The sequence below is a fragment of the Allocoprococcus comes genome, assembly GCF_013300725.1.
Taxonomy (GTDB): domain Bacteria; phylum Bacillota; class Clostridia; order Lachnospirales; family Lachnospiraceae; genus Allocoprococcus; species Allocoprococcus comes_A.
This window is the reverse complement of sequence record NZ_JAAIMM010000007.1, coordinates 73,728-92,744: the sequence shown is the minus strand read 5'-3', so window position 1 is coordinate 92,744 and position 19,017 is coordinate 73,728. Positions and strand designations below refer to the sequence as shown.

The window sequence follows — 19,017 nt, the reverse complement described above, 5'->3', positions numbered from 1 at the left end:
TATTTTCGCTATTTTATAGGGCGACAGCCTGGCAGCAAGGGAATTCTTTCCCGAGCTGTGCATGGCGTATCTCACAGCTTCACAGGGATTTTTCACTTGCTTTCGCACGGAGGTTTCTTGATTTGACCACATTTTTACGACAAATCTTTGGAAAAAATATATTCGTTTGATTTTCTTACCACATTGTACGACAACGGCTTCTGGTTTATACCACAGCAGGTACGGTTTCTGAAGAGTACAATCTGATATCAGTTTTTACTTATTCTCGCCTATTTCTTTATTTATACCTATATCGTAAGAGCTTCATCTTCTATTCATTTCCATATAAAAAGAGTTTTATCTTCACCAGCCGGTATTCCTCAAATGTAATCGCTGCTGCTTCGTCACCGTTTAATCTTCTGCCTGCCACCCAGATGCCTTCCGAAAAAGCTCCTTCCTCATAAGATAAAATATCACAGTGCTCCCGCGTCTTGTCATTCGAACAGATTTCTATCTGGCATGCATTTGCAAACATATAAAAAGTATCTTCCTCTGCCTTTAAAATAAGACATACGCCTTTTTGTTCTCCCTGCCCTGAAACCGCCATCTGCACGCGGAATCTGTAATCTTCAAATAACATTTCTCCTGTACCATCTTTACAGTTTTCTGCAATCACTGCCTGAAGATTGTCTGTTCCATAATTGTCCGAAAACAGATCTATCATGCTTCCTAACGTTGACGCACAGTAATGGTACTCCTTTACATCCTGTGGTATGGAAAGTAATGGGTCTTTCACATCCACCCCGAAGAGATGTGCTGTGGCAGAGTTGAACGGTTTTCCCATATCCTCAAAGCCAAACGGTGCAAAGCAGACTGCATGATAATGTCCGATTGCATACACAAGCCTTGGCGCACAGTGGGAATGTGTTGCCGTTTCCGGAATAAAAAGTGGATTGCCAAGCTTTGTATACTCCTCGCAGATATCGGTAAAATTATGTACATAAATATCCGGTGCATAGATATCAATGGACGGGGCTGCATAATTCCACACCTCCATCATTTTGGCAACCGGTCCACCGGATGGATATACTCCAGGCTCTGTCCCCTGTGTCAGCCAGCTGTTGACCGCCATCGGAAGATCATACTCTGCTTTTCCGGCTGCTGCGACATATTCTACATAACTTGCAATATGATATGCAGAAAAAATTTCATCTGCTGCCAGACCAAAAACCTCTCTCCATCCTTTTTCTTTTCCGCATTTTTCCATACCATCCTGCCCACTGTCTGGAGTTATTTTTCTCTCTGCCCCGGCATTCTGATTTTGCCATACATTTTTCAAAGATTCATCCATCTCATCTGTATGGTTTTCCAGATAATCCACAAGCCCCTGCGGCGGTGTTTTTGCAAACAGCTGTTCTGCCAATGTGGAATGCTCTCTTGCACTTCCCTGCACTCCAGTCTCATTCTCCACCTGGACTGCAAGCACTGTCCGCTCTTTCCCGTCAATTACCCTTAAGTGGCGCATTAATCCTGCGAATGCTTTCGCATCTGCATGTTTTGTCTCTTCGCCCAGATAAGAAAGGGTTGTATATGGCATATTATAAAAATTTTTAAGAATGATTTTCCGTTTTCCCTGTTCTAGCTCCGCACGCGGAAAACGCTGCAAATCTTTCTTCACCCACTCCGGTGCATAAGTTGACTGTGCATTTTTCCATGTTCCAAACCACAGAAAAATAATATGCATGCCCGCATTTCTTGCCTGCATGATAAGCTCATCCACCAACGTGAATTCAAACCTGTTTTCCTCCGGCTCGATCAGTTCCCAGCTCACCGGAAGGAGCAGTGTATTCAATCCCAGTTCTTCTGCCTTTTCCCAGATTCCGCTCATGTAAACGGCATCTGATGCACTCGAATTATGAGCTTCGCCGGCAATCGCTATCCATGGTGATCCATCTGCCTGCCGCAATAACTGTTTTTTCATTTAAACACCTCCAGCTTTTTTACTTCTCCATGCGTAATTCCGGAACCATTAAAAGCATCCACTCTGACATAGTACATTTTTCCTTTTACCAGAGCTCCTACACGGTAGTTTATGCAGTTTCCCATAACCATACAGCTGTGATAGAGCTGTTCCGGTTTATTTCCCCACAGGATCAGATATCCGGATACCGCTTTCTGCTCTTCTACGGAAACTTCCATATCAAGATATCCTGTCCGTCTGACTTCATATTCCGGCACTTCCGGAAGTGTTCTCTCTGCCCTTCCAAAAACACGAAGTCCTGAAATACACGGTTTCACATGGTAAGGCACCTCTTCTATTGTGAATCTCAGGAAGCGTAGCTTCCATCCCTCTTCTGACACAACAAGATCATGGCTTAAATCAGTGTCTGCATTTCTCTTATCTTCCAGTGCAAACCACATCTCTCCATCTAAAGATCCTTCTAACATCCATCTTGTATAACCTGCCTTCCGGTCTATATAGCGCTCCATATCCGGTGTTTTCTTCCATTCCCCCGGACACTTTATCTGACTGGAAGGATCATCTGCGAAATTAATCTGGATGGCATGCACGTTTGCACAGGTGTCCAGATCCATTGTAAGAAAACTTCCCGGTGCTTCGGTATCTGCCATCCACCACGTCTGTACATTCTCGTCTGCTGCAAGCGATGGCTCGTGATCTTTTTCATAACCGGATGCTGTCATCTTTGCGCCATAGCTTAACAAAAACCATTCCGGCTCTGCCCACGGATCCATTCTGAATTTTTCGACGTCCTGCGGCCAGTCTCCATATCTCTGGTTGCAGAAGAGATTTCCTTCCTCATCAAACCCTGCCGGCCAGATTCCTACACGCCGCTCAAACACATGATTTTTGCTGATCCTCATTGTTGCCGTATGCCAGAAATGTCCGGTTATATCTTCCATCGTAGAACCATGGCCTGCTCCCGGAAGAAAACCGCCCGGTTTATAGGAAAACGGATTATTCTCTGCCAGATGAAACGGACCTAATGGATATTTTCCGACATAAACACCATCTGCATAAACATTCAATTCTGCTCCCGGACACGCATATTGCAGATAATAATTTCCCTGATATTTTGTCATCCACGCACCTTCGATGTATGGCATTCCCGCATATGTTGCACGGATGATTTTCTTATTCTCCTCCGGAAGATTTTTCGCATCTTCCCCACACTCTTTCAAAAAGGCAGCGAACAGACCTTCAATCTCTTCTTCTGTTTTCGGATTTTCACTGTTGTTCTCACCGAATCTCTCATATCCGTTCTCCCACGGATTTCCAAAGATTAGTTCTTTTTTTTCTCCGATTGGATGCATCGTATCCGGGTCTAATTCCACGCCCCAGATTGGTGTTGCATTGGCACATCCCCAGTAAAAATAAACTCTGCCATCCTCATCTGCAAACAGATTCGGATCCCAGTAATCCATCACACCCTCGATTTTCTCATAGGGACCATGTATAGGATCTTTCGTCCGGTAGAAATCGCACGCCTCACCCCTGCCAGATGCTGTAAAATACATCCAGTCACCGAACACGCGCACATCCGGCGCATAGTCATAGGCAGGTACATTCTCCGGCAGCGGATAGCTTTCCCAGTGTGCCATATCCGAAGATACCCACACGGATCCGCTCATTGATGCAAACAGATAGTATTTTCCATGATATTCCACCATGGAAGGATCTGCAGCTTCCCGGTTCACAGTGAGCTGATATTTATCTCTTGGATCTTTCTTAAACTGGTATGCATATGGTACATTGATCGGATTGCAGTAATATCTCATAAAACTTCCACCTCCGCGCAAAAAGCTCTGTCTTTTCCTTCAATCCACTGATTTTCCCGGACGGTATACTCACCTTTCAACCGGATATCTTCACTGGAGCTTCCAATTTTCACATCAACCGTACCTTTTTCAATTTTCCATCGCATATCTTTATCCAGAAATGCCATCTGTGAAGGCTGTATCCTGAAAATAACAGTTCTGCTCTCTTTCGGCTCTAACCATACTCTTGTAAATCCGGCAAGCTCCTGCACCGGTCTTGTTCTCGATGCATAGCGGTCGGACAGATAAAGCTGGACGATCTCTGTTCCGGCAGTTTCTGACTGGTTTGTGACCTTCATCAAAACAGAAACAGTCTCTGTCGGCAGTACTTCTTCTTTTTCTATGGTCAAATCAGAATAGACAAAATCCGAATAACTCAATCCATATCCAAAACAGTATCTCGGCGTATGCGGCATGTCCAGATAGTTGACAAATCCGATACTCTCTCCCTGATGGTTTGCAGAACCCCATGGATGATTGTAATATACCGGAATCTGTCCGGCACTATATGCCACAGAAACCGGCAGTCTGCCGGATGGATTATGAATTCCAAACAAAGCCTCATATACTGCTCTTGCACCCATTTCCGCCGGATTCCATGCCTCCAAAATTGCATTCAAATGCATATCTGCCACATCACTTGAGATTGGTCTTCCATTGAAATGAATACCTACCAGTGGAATTTTTTTCTCCAAAGCTGCCAGAATAAACCGATCCTGACAAGGTGGAAGATTTATGTCTGCCGCATCAACTCCCTCACCCATGGATGCAAGGGAACAGGTGCCGTATTTTCCGCCCAAAGTAAGAAGTACAATATCTGCGCCTTCCATCGTCTTAAGGGCTTTTTCAAAACCGGACTCATCCTCCCCTGCGATTGGATAACCGAAAGCCGATACAATTTCTGTATCCGGAAGGATTTCTCTTAAATACTCCACAAGCGATCTGCACTGCGGTTTTTGTGTTTTTAAAATCTCATCATATATTTTTCCTGTGTCAAGCTGGATATGAGTGCCTGGCACGGTAGGGATTTTCTCTCCACTTCTGTTCTCAATACCTGCTACCCCAGCGATACTGTTTGCCACTGCATATACAGATTCCATCATGGACATATGCGTGTAACCACCGAAAAACATCCTTGCATTGTCTGCATGCGGACCAATCACCGCAATTTTTCTGAGTTTCTTCTTATCCAATGGAAGAATGCCATCATTTTTGAGAAGTACCATAGATTCCAAAGCTGACTGCAAAGACAGGCTTCCTCCCTCATCTGCTTCTGCAAACTCTTTTTCTAACGCCTCTCCTTCCATTGCAAATGGGTGCTCAAATAATCCCATACGGAATTTTACACAGAGCACCCTATGTACTACTTTATCTAATACACTTATATCATACGTTCCATCCGAAAATCCCTCCATCAGCTCTTTTCCATATCCTGTCTGGCTTGGCATCTCAATATCCATTCCCGCTTCCATTGCCAGATATCCGGTTTCTCCAAGTGTCTCTCCGATATGCTGTACGGTATGGCTGTTTCCAATTCCACCATAATCACTGACACAGATTCCGTCAAAGCCCATCTTCTCTCGCAAAAGATCCGTGAGAAGCTTTTTTGACACAGAGACAGGCTCATTGTCGATGGAACAATAACATGGCATGATGCCTTTCAGTTTTCCATCACGGATTGCCGCCTGAAATGGTTTTCCATAGATTTCCTGTAAGGTACGTTCTGCCGTCTCACTGTGTGTTCCATGGATACCTCCCTGTGAATTGTGGAATGCCAGAAAATGTTTTGCCACACAGTCCGGTGTCCTGCCATCCACAGTCACGCCTGCTGCGCCCTTCGCATAAGCGGTTCCAAGCGCTGCTGCAAGTGTCGGATCTTCTCCATAGGTTTCTCCCTGTCTTCCCATACGTGAATCTCTGGATATGTCTAAAACCGGTGCCAAAATATGTGTGATCCCGCAGGCGGTCTCCTGCTTTGCCACACTTGCTCCAATCTTTTCTTCCAGCTCCGGATCAAATCCGGCTCCTCTCGCAATCCCCGATGGATAACTTGTTGCTTTTTGTAAAAATGCTCCACATAATCCTTCCATATGGAAAATTGCAGGAATTCCATGTGGACTGTTCTCCATTACAATACGCTGGACTCTTCTCTGCCAGTCTGCTGCTTCCTGCAAAGACTTGATTCTCCTCATCTCAAGCGTACTGACCTCTCCGATTCCGTATGGAACCTGTTCTTTGATCCAGTCACAATTTAGATATGTTTTATCAAACGGAAATACACAGTTCACCTGTGCCATTTTCTCTTCCAGACTCATCTCCTGTAATAACAGGGATGCCCTCTCTTCTGGTGAGAGCTTATCATTCCTGTAATTCATAGTTTCCACTGACTAACTCCTCCTTCTTTCCATTCGGCAGCTCCACTTCACAAGTTGTTCCGACAGGAACAGAAATCTTAAGCTTCATTTTGCCCTCTTCTATCCTCCACGCGACGCGGATTGTTCCATAAATACAGATATGGGAGCATTGTGCGTTTGTCAGACCGCCACCAGGCATCGGTTTTATACGGAATCTTCTATATCCTGCCTCCACCGGCTCTAATCCGCAGATCCTCCGGTAAAAGAAATCTCCTACCGCTCCATAGGCATAGTGATTCATGGACGCCTCTTTGACCTGACCGTTCTCTTCAATCACGTCCCACTGTTCCCACATGGTTGTTGCTCCTTTTTTTACCTGATAAAGCCATGATGGGTTCGTGTCTTCCATCAGAAGCTGATAAGCTTCCTTCAAATGTCCATTGTCCGCAAGTGCAAACAGAATATACGGTGTTGCTGTAAATCCGGTATTCAGATGACCGCCGTTCTCTCGGATCAGTTTCCAAAGATTATCCGCCATTTTTTCTGCTTCTTTCTGTCCTGCCATTTTAAAATAAAGCGGCAGTACATACCCAGTCTGAAATTCCTCATTCAGTGTCCCATCTCCATCCATAAATCTTATCCGGTAGGCTTTTTTTATTTTTTCAGATTTTTTCCTGTAAAAATCACAGTCTGCCCTCTCTCCAAGTGCCTCTGCGATCTCACTCATCACCTGACACGCATAGCAATAATATGCGGTTCCTGTCCATGGACCTTTTCCAAGCCAGTCCTTTGGATTCCCGTAAGGTGCACACCAATCACCAAACTGAAACGGCAATGAGAAAATATACCGCGAATGATTCTTAATAAAACCTGCCATTGCCCATCTTGACACATCGGCAAGATATTTTTTCATGACAGGATACATCTGGTGAAGTACTTCCCGGTTTCCGGTTGACCAGTAGATGGCATATGGCACAAGAATGCAGCTGTCTCCCCAGCAGCTTGTTGTAATGCTTGGAGTTACGCCTTTCCGCACCGGGACAACAAAAGGAATCGCACCTAATTTTCCCTGTTCTGCTTTCATGTCGCGGAGCCACTTTCCAAGAAACCGGTTCATCTGAAAATTAAAACACGCCGTACCTGCAAACAATGCAATGTCTCCCGTCCATCCCTGTCTTTCATCCCTCTGCGGACAGTCGGTCGGGATATCCACAAAATTGTCTTTTCCACTCCATACAAGGTTCTTCTGCAGCTGGTTCAATCGCTCATCCGAGCAGGAAAAATCACCCGTGACCGTAAGATCTGAATAGATTGCTCTTGCCTGTACTTTTATCTTCTCTTTTTCTATTCCACTGACACTAATATAGCGGAAACCCATATAGGTGAAGCGCGGTGCATACGTCTGCTTTCCATCCCTGCAGTAATAACAGATTTCCTGCTTTGCCGAACGAAGATTTGTCCGGTACAGTTTTCCATGCTCTAACGCTTCCGCGTGGCATATCCGGATGATCTGCCCCGTTTCTCCCTCTGCCTCAAATTCCACAACTCCGGAAAGATTTTGTCCAAAATCATAGATAATCTCAGTCTCTCCCTTCTCTCCTGAGTAAACCTCTTCGCAGGAGATGGGAGCAAAAATTTCATGACCGGTCACCGGCTCTCCGTACCTTGCTTCAATCATCGGATGGATATCCGGCGTTATCACATCTGCTTTTCTCCATTTCCAATCCGTCTCCTTAAACCTTGCATCATAAATTTCTCCATCATAGAAATCCGCATATTGATACGGTCCATCTGCCGTCACCTCATATGCTCCATCGGTACTTATAACTTCCCTGCTTCCATCTTTATATACAATATACCATTCTGCAAGCAGTGCCTGCCGGTCTGCAGTCAATAATGAAACGCTCTGGTTTGTATTCGAAATATTCGTTGTTCTTCCAACTGCCCAGCCTGCCGCAACTGTCACAAAGAGTTCATGGTCTCCCTCCTGTAATTCGCCTATCCGGTAGCAGCAATACTGGAGATTATGTTCGTAATCGGTAAATCCCGGCGAAAAATAATCCTCACTGATCCGTCTGCCATCTAGCAGGACATCAAAAATTCCAATCGCAGTCACTACAATCCAGCTCTCCTCCACTGCTTTTTCCAGATGGATTTTTCTGCGGAAATATAATGGACGCGGAGAGTTTGGCTTTTCTGTCACATGCATCTCATCCGTTATCCACTTTCCACTCCATGGCAGACGTTTTCTTCCCGTCATGAATTCTGCACACTTTGTACTGTTGTTTCCACGATCATCCACCGCCTCTATCTCCACATCATATCGGGTAAATGGTTTTAATGGTTCTCCTTCATATTTTATCCCAATTTGTTCTTTCACTTCTGCTATCCAGTTATTTACCCGGATACAGGCAGACCGAAGAGAAGTCTCTCTTCGGTCACTCTGTAATTGAAATGAAATGACAGGTTTGTCTGTATCTGTGATCAAAAGTTCTTTTCCTTCTTTTAATACAGATTTTTCCTCAATAAAAATATCACTTATTTCAAACACATCTTTTTTACTCCTGTTTCTGCTGTGCTGCCCTTCTCGCTGCTACCTCTTCTTTCATCTGTGGAAGTTTATTTTCAAGATCAAATCTCATAAAAACAACAAACATGACAAGATTCATGATTAAAGGCAGATAGTTGGAAAATGCATAAATGGAGTATTTCATGGATGTCGTAGCTGCTGCTAATGTTGCATCGTAATGTCCTGCCTGAAGGATCAGTGCAAGCACTGCTGCTCCAAGCCCTGCTCCTACTTTACTTCCAAAGCTGACTGCTCCACCAGAGATGGCAATCATCCGCTTATCATATTTCCACTCATTATAATCAATTGTCATAGCTGTAAGTACACCATACAGACACATTAATGGAATCTGTACAAAGCTTCCAATCAGGCTTGTTACAATATAGAGAGCAAAATTTTCTGGGACAAAGCAACGGATTCCTGCCATCACAGCTGCTCCGATCAGTCCAAAATATACGGTCTTCTGAATTCCTGCTTTGCTTATGATCGGCTGCGCCAGGATAAATCCTGCAACCGTTGCAAGCATTCCAAGTGCTCCGATCAACGATACCAGATTGTCATTCCCAAAAATCCATTTACAGTAATAAGTGCCAGAAGATGCAGCAACACTTGTTGAAATAGATGTGATCAGGTTAAATAAAAGGACAATGAGCCAGTATTTATTCCGAAACAGCATTCCCATCGCATCTTTAAATGGAACATTCTCTTCCTCTTCGTCCTGTTCTTCTACAAATGCTTCGTTCTCATAATCAGAAGCAAATTTGGTACGGACGCCATTACGGTAGCAGATCAGAAACAGTAGCAGGCATACCAGTGCGATCACAACTCCATATTTGATCCATGCCTGCTGTGTTCCGCCAAGCATATTGGTAATCGGGATAGTAAGAATTGAAATCAACATTCCAGCCCCATAATTTCCAATTGCGCGGAATGTTCCCATAACACTCGTATAATCCAATTATCCTCTTTTGAGGGTAATGGATTATTCTCCTTTCTCCCAACATCTTGGGTTTTATTGAATACTCCATTATAATACTTAAAGCACTGTGGATCTGTACCTATATCATTACAGCTTTGACTGTTCGGAGGTGACTCAGACCACAGCTTTTCGTCTATTACTGGTAATTAGTTTGTTAACGCTTGACGTTTCTATTTACGTGATTACACAGCCGAACTCTCTGTGGAAGACAGCAGTGCTAAATATTATTTCAGGAGGTAAATCTCTATGTCCATGTACTTTGTTGGAATTGATATTTCCAAGTACAAACATGATTGTTGCATTATTTCTGCAGCCGACCAGCAGATTGTTTCTAAATTTACCATCACTAATGATAAGGATGGTTTTGAACAACTGCTGATTTCTCTTAATTCTCTCTCCAATTCTGAGGATATAAAAATAGGGTTTGAATCAACTGCCCATTATGCCCTCAATCTTGAACTCTTCCTTGAAAATGCCAACCACAGCTTTATGGAAGTTAATCCAGTCCTCATCAAGGAATACAAAAAATCAACTACTTTAAGGCGAACCAAAACCGATTCTGTTGACTGTGAATCAATAGCTCGGTGGTTAATGACTGTTGAGTACAAACCCCATTCAAAAGGATTTTACCACGCTTATTCCTTGAAGTCACTAACTCGTTTGCGAGATAGATTAATTCGTCAACGTTCTTTTTATCTTGTGAAGATAACAAATGTTTTAGATCATACCTTTCCAGAATTTAAACCTTTTTTCAATGAACGGCTTTCCAAAACTGCTATCTATCTCCTTGAAAACTATGGTTCTGCTGAAAAAATGGCTCATATGAATTCTGTGTCTTATGACAAACTACGCTGTATTTCAAGAGGTAAATTTTCTATACAACAGTTCCTTCGTTTGAAAGAATTGGCTGCTAACACAGTTGGTGTCAATAATTCTATCTTTGACATTGAATTAAACAGTTTGCTGACCTTATACAACTCTCTCTGCAAGGAAATAAAAAACCTTGAAGCCGAGATTACTAGACTTATTGAAGAAGTACATCCTCACTATATGTCCATCCCTGGTATCGGTCCTATTTCAGCAGCTGTTATTTATGCTGAATATGGTGACATATCAAACTTTTCCAATCCCAGTCAGATGCTTGCGTTTGCTGGAATTGAACCAGGAATAAATGACTCCGGCACTGAGTCTCATGGTGGCAGAATGGTAAAACATGGTTCTTCCCAACTACGTTACGTTCTGCTTAATGCTTGCCTTCCCTTAATCCGTTTTGACTTAACCTTTGCAACCTATTATGCAAAGAAACGGGCAGAAGGCAAAAAACACCGGGTAGCTATTACTCACGTTGCAAAGAAACTGATTAGAGTCATCTATGCATTGGAGAGGCAAGATGTAGACTTTAACGCTCAGAAACTACGTTAATATCTTCCCTATATATTTATCTGCTCCATCTGAAATACGATATTTTCAGATGGTCTATTAAAGTTACCCTTTTTTATTACACAAAATTTCTCAAAAAAACTCTTGACTATTTATAGTTTGTCACCTACAACAGAAGACGCTCCGTGTTCCATCGCATAAATACAGTGCCATCCATAGCCGCATCCTAAATCAAGCACACGCTTATCTTTAAAATCCGGCAGCAGCTTTCTCAATGTTTCCCATTCTCCTGCACCGGCTAGTCCCTGCTGTGAGCGACTCATTTGACTGTATTTTTGAAAAAATATATTATCATCATATTTGTTTTCTTTTCCATATTCTACATAATTCAACCTCTTTCACCTCGCTGTAAACTTCCGATTTTTCGTTCTCTGCGACTTCCCAATAAACGGGAATTTGACTTGCCTATTTTCTTAAAATCTCATGTGGAGCTTCTATTTCATTTGCCAAGGTATGCTCTGTTAATTCTGACATCAATTTCAATTTTTTATTAATCAATGGTCGCATACAATTAGGAACATGTTCCTGATGCGCTCTGTGGATTGCTACACATTCCTTACAGTTTCCGTGATAACGACAGGCTTTCAGGCAAGGACAGTGATCTTTGTCTTTATACTCCTTACGAAATTCCGCTGCAAATTCTTCTTGCAGTCTCAGTCCCTCGACACGGTTTCCCTTATGAAATTCTACCATTGCATCCAGTTCTTTCTGGTTCCCTTCAATCTTCATGTTATTATAGCGCCTCCATTTCAACTATTCCTCATTTTCTGATAAATTCCTGTTATACAAATTGGAATTGTCTAAAATAGTAAAGCCGTACCGCTTACTATTTTTTCTTTTACTGCTGAAACAGTATCTTTGATTGAATGCGTAGTTGTATCTATAACATTTAATTCATAGATTCCTAAATTGGAAAATTGCTTCCACATTGTTTCAACTAATTCAATATTTGTTTCTCTGTCTAACTTTGAGCGTTCGATAGCTCGCTTCATAGTTTCTTCTTTACTTGCCCTTAAAACGATATAGTGTACTTCATAATGCTCTTGAACAATGTTGAGCCACGGCTCTAAAAACCACGGTCCTACAATACCATCTACAATTACATCATATCCACCACGAGCATATCGCTTCGCAGCTTCTAAAAACGCTTCAATGACAATCAAATTTTGCTCATTTGATTCTGGCAAATGCGGTGGTATTGCCCCTTTACTCAAATAATGATAAAAGTCATCTGTGTGCATATGCACAGACTTTTCCAAATCTGATTCTTTTGCAACAGCAGATGCCGTTGTAGTTTTTCCTGTCCCCGGCGCACCTGTGATTACAATAATTCTACCTTGATTCATCTATATTTTACCTCCACAACTTCCGATTGAGATTTCACCTGTTTTAAGAGATTTAATAACTGTTATATTTTGTTATTAAATTCTCCGCAAACCCTTGAAAACACTGAATTTGTCGCAGGTGAGATTTCCCTTATTGTTTCCCTTGTGTTATATCGTCCCACCAGTGTTTACGAACTCTGATAAGGGCAAATACAAGGGCAAGAAAATTCTATAAAACAGTATAACACAAAATAAAAGTGACATGGTGAACTGATTGAAATGCTTCTGATTTTTGCAACAAATGATTGATTTAACGATAAGGAGATTTGATACGATGAGAACAATATTTGCAGAATACAATCCCAAGCGCAACAGTATTGATGTTTACACAAGTGCCGGCTATATGCTTCGCATTGACTGCTTGGAAGCTGAAAAGAATTTAAAGACTACACCTGGATCAGACTGTGCATTAAACGCACTCGCCATTGATGATCCTCTTGAATATGCAAGATTATATCTTGATGGAAATTTGCAGATGTGGGTAGATGCAGAAGATTCACTTGAACTTTAATATTTCCTGTTAAAAACATATGATAAAATTCCCCCTTACTATTTTTGAAGGAGGACTTTTATTAAAATTTATTAGAATTTTCCATTCTGATTCTGCCATGTGGATTTATCGGCAATCGTTTCCATTACATCCCAATGCTCAGCAATCTTGCCGTTTTCTACTCTCCAAAGATCATAGTAAGCGGTTGGTTTATCGCCAAAGGTACCTTCACTTACTGCCAGTACAAAGTTTCCCTGAGCAAGCACCTGATGAGTAGTAGTATAAATCATCTGAATATTCTGTTCAGCAAGTGCTGCAAGTGCTTCATTCAGACCGGATACGCCATCAGCAATGCCGGTGTTATGCTGAATATATGTGTCACCATCAAAATAGTCTGGTGTTTTATCTAAATTATTGCCCTGCATAACATCATAAAGAAAATCTTCCACGAGTTTGCGATTTTCTTCAGTTTTGTCAAGATCGGTTACTTCCGTAGTTCCGTCAATCTGTGTATGTCCTGATGGATTCGGCTCAGCCTTTGCAGCAAGGTTATCCCAGTGCTCAGCGATTTTTCCTTCCTTGTCAAATCTGAAAATGTCGAATGCCACCTGCTCGCCAGCACCTGCAAAATTGTAAACAGTCTGAAGAAATACTTTGTCACCATCTTCAAATGCCCGGATGTTTTCAACAGTAGTTTTTTCATCTGCCGAAGCCAGGTATTCGACAGAACTGATGAATGCATCTCTTCCAGTACCGTAGGCAAGGTTGTGCTGAATATAATCTTCTGCAAGCAATTCTTTAGCAGTATCGGTATCTCCGGTTGCAAAAGTATCGATCAATGCGAGTGCTTTTTCGATCTGAGTCTGTTCAGTTTTTGTCGATTCGGTCTCCTGTGTAGTTGCACTGTTGGAAGAAGCAGTGTTGTCAGCGTTGTTGCTGGATGTTGAACATCCTGCTAATGCAGTCATTGTTAAAGTTGCGGTTAAAAGAAGTGTGATAATTTTTTTCATAGTGTGAGTCCTCCTAAAATATTATAATGTGTTTTAAAATTTGCCGTTCTGATTCTGCCATGTAGATTCATCAGCGATAGTTTCCATTACATCCCAATGCTCGACGATTTTGCCGTTTTCAACTCGGAAAAGATCGTAGTAACTTGTATGAGCACCTCCAAAAGAGCCTTCACTTACTGCAAGACCGTAATTTCCGTCTGCAAGTACCTGATAAGTTTGATCATAAATCATCTGAATGCCCTGTTTGCCAAGAGCTTCAAGAGCTGCTCCGAGTCCGGAAAGCCCATCCGCAATTCCTGTGTTGTGCTGAATATAAGTATCTCCATCAAAATAGCTGGTCAGCTTTTCCGGATGCTCGCCACGGAGAACATCACCTACAAACGCAGAGACAATTTTGCGTGTTTCTTCTGCATTTACAAGTTCTTTTTCCATGCTGCCGTCAATCTGTGTATGTCCTGATGGATTTGGCTCAGCCTTTGCAGCAAGATTATCCCAATGCTCAGCAATTTTTCCATTGCTGTCAAAGCGGAAAATATCAAATGCTACCTGCTCGCCGACACCTGCAAAATTATACACAGTCTGTAAGAAAACTTTGTCGCCATCTTCAAATGCACGAATGTTGTTGACAGTTGTTTTTACCGGTGCGGATGCGAGATAAGTTACAGAGCCTAAAAAAGCATCTCTACCTGTACCGTAAGCCAGATTGTGCTGAATATATCCTTCAGCCAGTAAATTTTTTGCTGCATCTGTATCACCAGTTGCAAATGTGTTAATGAGTGCTAATGCCTTGTCTTTATTTGTCATGTTAGTATCCTCCTTGTATGTGTAGGGTTTATGATGAAAAAGTTTTTTCAGAAATGACATTTTGTTACCTCCCTTTCTGATGTTTGCCTGGGTGAATGATGAGCTTGCATCGTTCGTTTCCCTTGCCGTAACTATACTATAACGCAGTCGGCACATTTGAAAAATGGCTGAAAATTTGTATGGGCTACAACTTGAAATTGTAGTATAATGTATGTGAAAGGAAGTGATAGCGATGGAATTTAAGCATATAGAATATTTCTTAAAAACCTGTGAATACACATCTATGTCCAAAGCGGCAGAAGCACTTTATATCTCACAGCAGGCATTGAGCAGATGTATCGCAGGCATGGAACAGGAATTGGGCTGTCAGCTATTCCAAAGAACTGTAAAAGGAATAAGCCTTACCAAAGAAGGAATGTATCTTCTAAATAAATTTAGTCCTCTGGTGACGCAGTATCATCATGTATTAAATGAAGTTACAGAACATTTCGAGAGTCAGCCCGTGAAGCTACAATTCTGTTGTGCACCATTGATATTTCGATGTATTGATCCGGAGTTGTTGTTTGATTTTCAGGAGAAATATAAAAACATAACACTTGAAATGTTAGAATTGTCTGACGTAGACTGTGATAAATATGTTGAAGAAAACGTGACACACTTAGGACTTCTTGCAATCCCAGAGAATCGGCATGGCGAAAAGATTCCATATACTTTGGTGAAAACATTTCCCTTATATCTTTTTGTGCACAAAGATAATCCTCTGGCAAAAAAACAATCGGTGAATTTTTCAGAACTGGAAAATGAGAATTTCCTAATGCTTGACAAGAAATCGTATTACAAAAATCTGGTGTGGCATTATGCAAAAAAATATCATTTTGAACCGAAGGTCGCCTTTGAATCATCGGATGCAAATCAACTGATCAGTCTGGTAAATAAGGGGCGTGGAGTCGCATTAAGTCTTGAGCCGATGTATGATCAAGGCGTTTATGGAAATCTTGTCATGGTTCCATTCGATGATAAAGATATTACGTGGAGTATTGCTTTCATTTATCAGGACTACGAACGATTGAGTAATGCAGCACATAAATTTATGTCATTCATAATAGAAAATATTAGATAAAAAGATTCATTAGAACTTAAAAATCAGCAAAAGGGCAGAAATTTATTCTGTCCCTTTTGCTAATTAGGGTATATAGGATATTTCAACAGACACTTATAACAATCCATTGTATATCTTTAAATCTTCATCCTTAAATACATTAAAGATTACCTTTTTTATTCTGCTGTCTTTGTCAAGATACTGCTTTACAGTGTTCGTTGCGATTTCAGCAGCCCTCTGCTGCGGAAAACGGAATACTCCTGTGGACAGGCAACAGAATGCAATAGATTCCACACCTGTATCAGCTGCAAGCTTTAAGCACTCTCTGTAACAGCTTGCAAGCAGAGCTTCATCTTCTTTTGTAACTTCCCATTGTATAATAGGTCCTACCGTATGAAGAATATATTTTGCCGGAAGATTGTAGCCCGATGTTATCTTTGCTTTGCCGGTCTCTTCTTCATGTCCCTGTTTTGCCATAATCTCATGCATTTTCAGTCGCAGCTCAACTCCTGCATAAGTATGAATAAAATTATCGATGCAGGCATGCATCGGTGAAAAACATCCAAGCATCTGTGAGTTGCACGCATTCACGATTGCATCACATTTCAAAGTAGTAATATCACCCTGCCAGATATATAATCTCGAATCGAATTTTACAGATGCAAGCGTGGCAACATCCGTGATTCCACGCTCTATATTTCTTTCTGTAAGATACTCATCCTGTATTTTTAAAAAATCATTACTGATTGGTCTTGGCGGTCTGACATTCATAAGTGAGCGGAGCAGATTTTCCTGCCCCTGCTTGTCCGTAGGAATGTTCTGTCTGCCAAACCGTATTTCTTCTTTTAAAAGATACTGAATCAGATATTCTCTTCGCTCGTCCTGTGTCATAATACCAGCCCCCTTATATCAGCAATTGTCTTTGCCATATCACCGCCAATACCGATTGCACGTTCCCCGAAGCTTTCCGGCACTACCGCTTCGTCCATATTCAGACGTATCAAGCTGTATGATGAGTTCTCCCGCACCATCTTTTCAAAAGGGAAACGTATAATAATCGGCGTATTAAATCCAACTCCAAGTTCCAAAAGAACAACCTTTTTATCTTTATTCTGTTCCAGAAAACTCGCATACCTGTCGGCTGCCTCATGCCACGCTTCATCTTCCACAAAATAATTATCACAACGGAGATTCATAGCCATATTGCCGCCACACACCGGACATTTTGGTACAAGCTCTGATGGAATCAGGCAGTCTCTTCTTGTTTTATCCATTTTACGAAACAGGTCTTTTGCATCGTAAGTCTTTGGATGACAGGCTTTCTGGCACTGGATTTTTCCATAGTCTCCCTGTGTTGCAAATATTCTTTTTTCATCAAATCCCGCTTTATAAAACTGATGATCCACATTGGTTGTCAGTACAAAATATTCCTTGTCTTTCACAATATCATAAAGCTCGGTATAAAGCGTCAACGCCGGAGGATCAAAGCGGTTCATCAATGCGTGTTTTGACCAGTATCCCCATTTTGCCTCCTCGGACGGATACGGATAAAATCCGGCTGTATACATATCTGTCATGTAGTGCCCACCGTATTTTTTTATAAATTCTGCAAAATTGTCCGTAAACCTTTTGCCGCCATACTGGATTCCTGCCGCTGTCGATGCCCCGGCTCCTGCCCCGATTATAACACAGTCTGCATTTCTTATATACTCTGCTGTCCTGTCAATCTGGTCTTCATATGCATCCTTTTGGAATACATAATCCCTTGCCGGAATACTACATAAAAAATCCTGCCAGTTAATATGCCCTTTTCTGATTTTCTTAAAGATCATAATTAACCTCTTTTCTCAATACACTGCTTCGGACAAATTTCTGCACATCTTCCGCAATGCAGACAATGATTCTGGTTGATAGTAACCGGAACTGAAGATATATCAATACACTTTTGCGGGCATACAGAATAACACAACTTACATCCGATACAGTCTTTTCCAACAAAATAACCTGTCTGAACAGCTTCGGTTTTCCCGATTGTTATAGTATCCCTCACAATATTTGATGGATTGCTGATATCAAAATACTCTCCCTGTGCCTCATACAACCGAAACACTTCGATTGCATCTTTCGTATCTCCCGGATAGATTTTCTTCATATAAGGATTTTTTTCAAACATAATATCAAGATTCTTTTTTCCGATGTTCTTTATTTTTCCACGCAGGGACACCGCAATTTTGTCTTTTGTTGCGGATATTGCCACATACTGCTGATCCATTAACTGGTCAAAAAATGCTTTTCCCTTTGCTGTAAGAAAATACACGCCTTCTTCATCATAGTACATCATATCTATGATTCTTGTCTGAGGATGTCCATCTGAACCTATCGTTGCAACTGTTGTTGAATGAATTTCATCCACAAGAAGTTTGAGATAATCCATTTTTGTCATTTCAAATTCTCTCCTTTCAGTATCGGTGTAAGTTTTTTATATATCATCATGGCAATTGCTCCAATCACCAAACCTTTTAAGATATTAAACGGCAATGCATTGAATAGCACAACGTCCAATTTTGTCTTAATAAATGGCAGAAATTCACCAAATGATGCGATCAGCTGATCCAGCGGCATAAATGTTTCAAACAGGGGTAGCAGAATAAAATAATTTACAATCGCTGCGGCTATTCCCATAACTACGCTTGAAATAACACATGCCCACATCGCCATTTTCTTTGTCTTTTTGTATTTGTATATAAAACCGGCAACCAGTACATAGGATGCACCCATCAAGAAATTGGCAAGTTCACCAATTCCTCCTGTTGATGTTGACAGAAGCTGTAATATATTTTTTATCAATTCTATCATCACTCCTGTAACCGGTCCAAACGCAAATGATCCAATCAGTGCAGGTAAATCTGACAGATCCATTCGTGCAAATGATGGACTCAAAGGAACCGGAAACTCTAAAAAAGCCAACACATATGATATAGCTGCCAGTAGAGCTGTCATTGTTATTGTCCTTGTAGAAACTAAATTTTTTCTTGTTTTAATAGTTGCTGTATTGTTACTCATAAATCTCC

At 41.5% G+C, this 19,017-nt stretch carries 16 protein-coding genes and 1 pseudogene; 3 read left to right on the top strand and 14 right to left on the bottom strand.

From position 1 onward, the window contains the following. Positions 1-310 precede the first annotated feature (310 nt). From G4407_RS05580 to G4407_RS05560, 5 genes are read right to left on the bottom strand one after another with little or no spacing between them, the layout of a single operon-like run. Positions 311-1,960: a DUF5597 domain-containing protein gene (locus tag G4407_RS05580; protein ID WP_173688079.1), complete on the bottom strand. Its 1,650-nt coding sequence runs from the start codon at positions 1,958-1,960 to the stop codon at positions 311-313. Further along, on the bottom strand, positions 1,957-3,777 hold the full coding sequence (locus G4407_RS05575; RefSeq protein WP_173688078.1) for a family 43 glycosylhydrolase: 1,821 nt from the start codon (positions 3,775-3,777) through the stop codon (positions 1,957-1,959). Before G4407_RS05575 ends, G4407_RS05580 begins: the two co-directional genes overlap by 4 nt. Beyond that, a complete protein-coding gene (locus tag G4407_RS05570) occupies positions 3,774-6,191 on the bottom strand; it encodes a glycoside hydrolase family 3 N-terminal domain-containing protein (RefSeq protein WP_173688105.1) in 2,418 nt (805 codons plus the stop codon). Before G4407_RS05570 ends, G4407_RS05575 begins: the two co-directional genes overlap by 4 nt. Next, entirely contained in the window at positions 6,175-8,721 is a 2,547-nt protein-coding gene (locus tag G4407_RS05565) for a family 78 glycoside hydrolase catalytic domain (protein ID WP_178025507.1), read from the bottom strand. The genes G4407_RS05570 and G4407_RS05565 overlap by 17 nt, the downstream gene beginning before the upstream one ends. A 7-nt stretch (positions 8,722-8,728) precedes the next feature. After that, positions 8,729-9,697, bottom strand: a complete 969-nt coding sequence (locus tag G4407_RS05560; protein ID WP_195231478.1) for an MFS transporter — start codon at positions 9,695-9,697, stop codon at positions 8,729-8,731. 267 nt (positions 9,698-9,964) lie between these two features. Between G4407_RS05560 and G4407_RS05555 the strand changes: the two genes are divergently transcribed. Beyond that, complete coding sequence (locus G4407_RS05555; RefSeq protein WP_173688077.1) at positions 9,965-11,140, top strand: IS110 family RNA-guided transposase; 1,176 nt, start codon at positions 9,965-9,967, stop codon at positions 11,138-11,140. A gap of 122 nt (positions 11,141-11,262) precedes the next feature. Here the strand turns inward: G4407_RS05555 and G4407_RS05550 are convergent. The 3 genes and pseudogenes from G4407_RS05550 to G4407_RS05540 all read right to left on the bottom strand — a co-directional run. Further along, positions 11,263-11,421: pseudogene (locus tag G4407_RS05550) on the bottom strand (DUF1698 domain-containing protein); the annotation flags it as partial. 142 nt (positions 11,422-11,563) lie between these two features. Next, positions 11,564-11,887, bottom strand: a complete 324-nt coding sequence (locus G4407_RS05545; protein WP_004613237.1) for a hypothetical protein — start codon at positions 11,885-11,887, stop codon at positions 11,564-11,566. A 71-nt stretch (positions 11,888-11,958) separates the two neighbouring features. Beyond that, entirely contained in the window at positions 11,959-12,504 is a 546-nt protein-coding gene (locus G4407_RS05540) for a P-loop nucleotide/nucleoside kinase family protein (protein WP_039121379.1), read from the bottom strand. Positions 12,505-12,817: 313 nt separating this feature from the next. Between G4407_RS05540 and G4407_RS05535 the strand changes: the two genes are divergently transcribed. After that, positions 12,818-13,054: a DUF6061 family protein gene (locus G4407_RS05535; protein ID WP_173688076.1), complete on the top strand. Its 237-nt coding sequence runs from the start codon at positions 12,818-12,820 to the stop codon at positions 13,052-13,054. A 71-nt stretch (positions 13,055-13,125) separates the two neighbouring features. Here G4407_RS05535 and G4407_RS05530 read toward each other — a convergent pair whose 3' ends face one another. Both G4407_RS05530 and G4407_RS05525 read right to left on the bottom strand, forming a co-directional pair. Continuing rightward, entirely contained in the window at positions 13,126-14,043 is a 918-nt protein-coding gene (locus G4407_RS05530) for a nuclear transport factor 2 family protein (protein WP_243259233.1), read from the bottom strand. Positions 14,044-14,076: 33 nt separating this feature from the next. Further along, positions 14,077-14,847: a nuclear transport factor 2 family protein gene (locus G4407_RS05525; protein WP_173688075.1), complete on the bottom strand. Its 771-nt coding sequence runs from the start codon at positions 14,845-14,847 to the stop codon at positions 14,077-14,079. Positions 14,848-15,079: 232 nt separating this feature from the next. On the opposite strand from G4407_RS05525, the gene G4407_RS05520 reads away from it, so the two are divergent. Then, positions 15,080-15,967 carry a LysR family transcriptional regulator gene (locus tag G4407_RS05520; protein ID WP_173688074.1) on the top strand — a complete coding sequence of 296 codons (888 nt, stop codon included), beginning with the start codon at positions 15,080-15,082 and terminating at the stop codon, positions 15,965-15,967. 93 nt (positions 15,968-16,060) lie between these two features. On the opposite strand, the gene G4407_RS05515 is transcribed toward G4407_RS05520, so the two are convergent. From G4407_RS05515 to G4407_RS05500, 4 genes are read right to left on the bottom strand one after another with little or no spacing between them, the layout of a single operon-like run. Next, positions 16,061-16,837, bottom strand: coding sequence for a protein-ADP-ribose hydrolase (locus tag G4407_RS05515; RefSeq protein WP_173688073.1), 777 nt, complete (start codon positions 16,835-16,837; stop codon positions 16,061-16,063). Further along, complete coding sequence (locus G4407_RS05510; RefSeq protein ID WP_173688072.1) at positions 16,834-17,778, bottom strand: SIR2 family NAD-dependent protein deacylase; 945 nt, start codon at positions 17,776-17,778, stop codon at positions 16,834-16,836. The genes G4407_RS05515 and G4407_RS05510 overlap by 4 nt, the downstream gene beginning before the upstream one ends. Before the next feature lie 2 nt (positions 17,779-17,780). Beyond that, positions 17,781-18,389, bottom strand: a complete 609-nt coding sequence (locus G4407_RS05505; RefSeq protein WP_173688071.1) for a 4Fe-4S binding protein — start codon at positions 18,387-18,389, stop codon at positions 17,781-17,783. Next, on the bottom strand, positions 18,386-19,009 hold the full coding sequence (locus G4407_RS05500; protein WP_173688070.1) for an ECF transporter S component: 624 nt from the start codon (positions 19,007-19,009) through the stop codon (positions 18,386-18,388). The genes G4407_RS05505 and G4407_RS05500 overlap by 4 nt, the downstream gene beginning before the upstream one ends. Positions 19,010-19,017 lie beyond the last annotated feature (8 nt).

Excerpts from the sequence above, each read along its gene's own strand:
- G4407_RS05580 (WP_173688079.1), bottom strand. The coding sequence starts at position 1,960 with ATGAAAAAACAGTTATTGCGGCAGGCAGATGGATCACCATGGATAGCG.
- G4407_RS05575 (WP_173688078.1), bottom strand. The coding sequence starts at position 3,777 with ATGAGATATTACTGCAATCCGATCAATGTACCATATGCATACCAGTTT.
- G4407_RS05570 (WP_173688105.1), bottom strand. The coding sequence starts at position 6,191 with ATGAATTACAGGAATGATAAGCTCTCACCAGAAGAGAGGGCATCCCTG.
- G4407_RS05555 (WP_173688077.1), top strand. The coding sequence starts at position 9,965 with ATGTCCATGTACTTTGTTGGAATTGATATTTCCAAGTACAAACATGAT.
- G4407_RS05545 (WP_004613237.1), bottom strand. The coding sequence starts at position 11,887 with ATGAAGATTGAAGGGAACCAGAAAGAACTGGATGCAATGGTAGAATTT.
- G4407_RS05540 (WP_039121379.1), bottom strand. The coding sequence starts at position 12,504 with ATGAATCAAGGTAGAATTATTGTAATCACAGGTGCGCCGGGGACAGGA.
- G4407_RS05535 (WP_173688076.1), top strand. The coding sequence starts at position 12,818 with ATGAGAACAATATTTGCAGAATACAATCCCAAGCGCAACAGTATTGAT.
- G4407_RS05530 (WP_243259233.1), bottom strand. The coding sequence starts at position 14,043 with ATGAAAAAAATTATCACACTTCTTTTAACCGCAACTTTAACAATGACT.
- G4407_RS05525 (WP_173688075.1), bottom strand. The coding sequence starts at position 14,847 with ATGACAAATAAAGACAAGGCATTAGCACTCATTAACACATTTGCAACT.
- G4407_RS05520 (WP_173688074.1), top strand. The coding sequence starts at position 15,080 with ATGGAATTTAAGCATATAGAATATTTCTTAAAAACCTGTGAATACACA.
- G4407_RS05515 (WP_173688073.1), bottom strand. The coding sequence starts at position 16,837 with ATGACACAGGACGAGCGAAGAGAATATCTGATTCAGTATCTTTTAAAA.
- G4407_RS05510 (WP_173688072.1), bottom strand. The coding sequence starts at position 17,778 with ATGATCTTTAAGAAAATCAGAAAAGGGCATATTAACTGGCAGGATTTT.
- G4407_RS05505 (WP_173688071.1), bottom strand. The coding sequence starts at position 18,389 with ATGACAAAAATGGATTATCTCAAACTTCTTGTGGATGAAATTCATTCA.
- G4407_RS05500 (WP_173688070.1), bottom strand. The coding sequence starts at position 19,009 with ATGAGTAACAATACAGCAACTATTAAAACAAGAAAAAATTTAGTTTCT.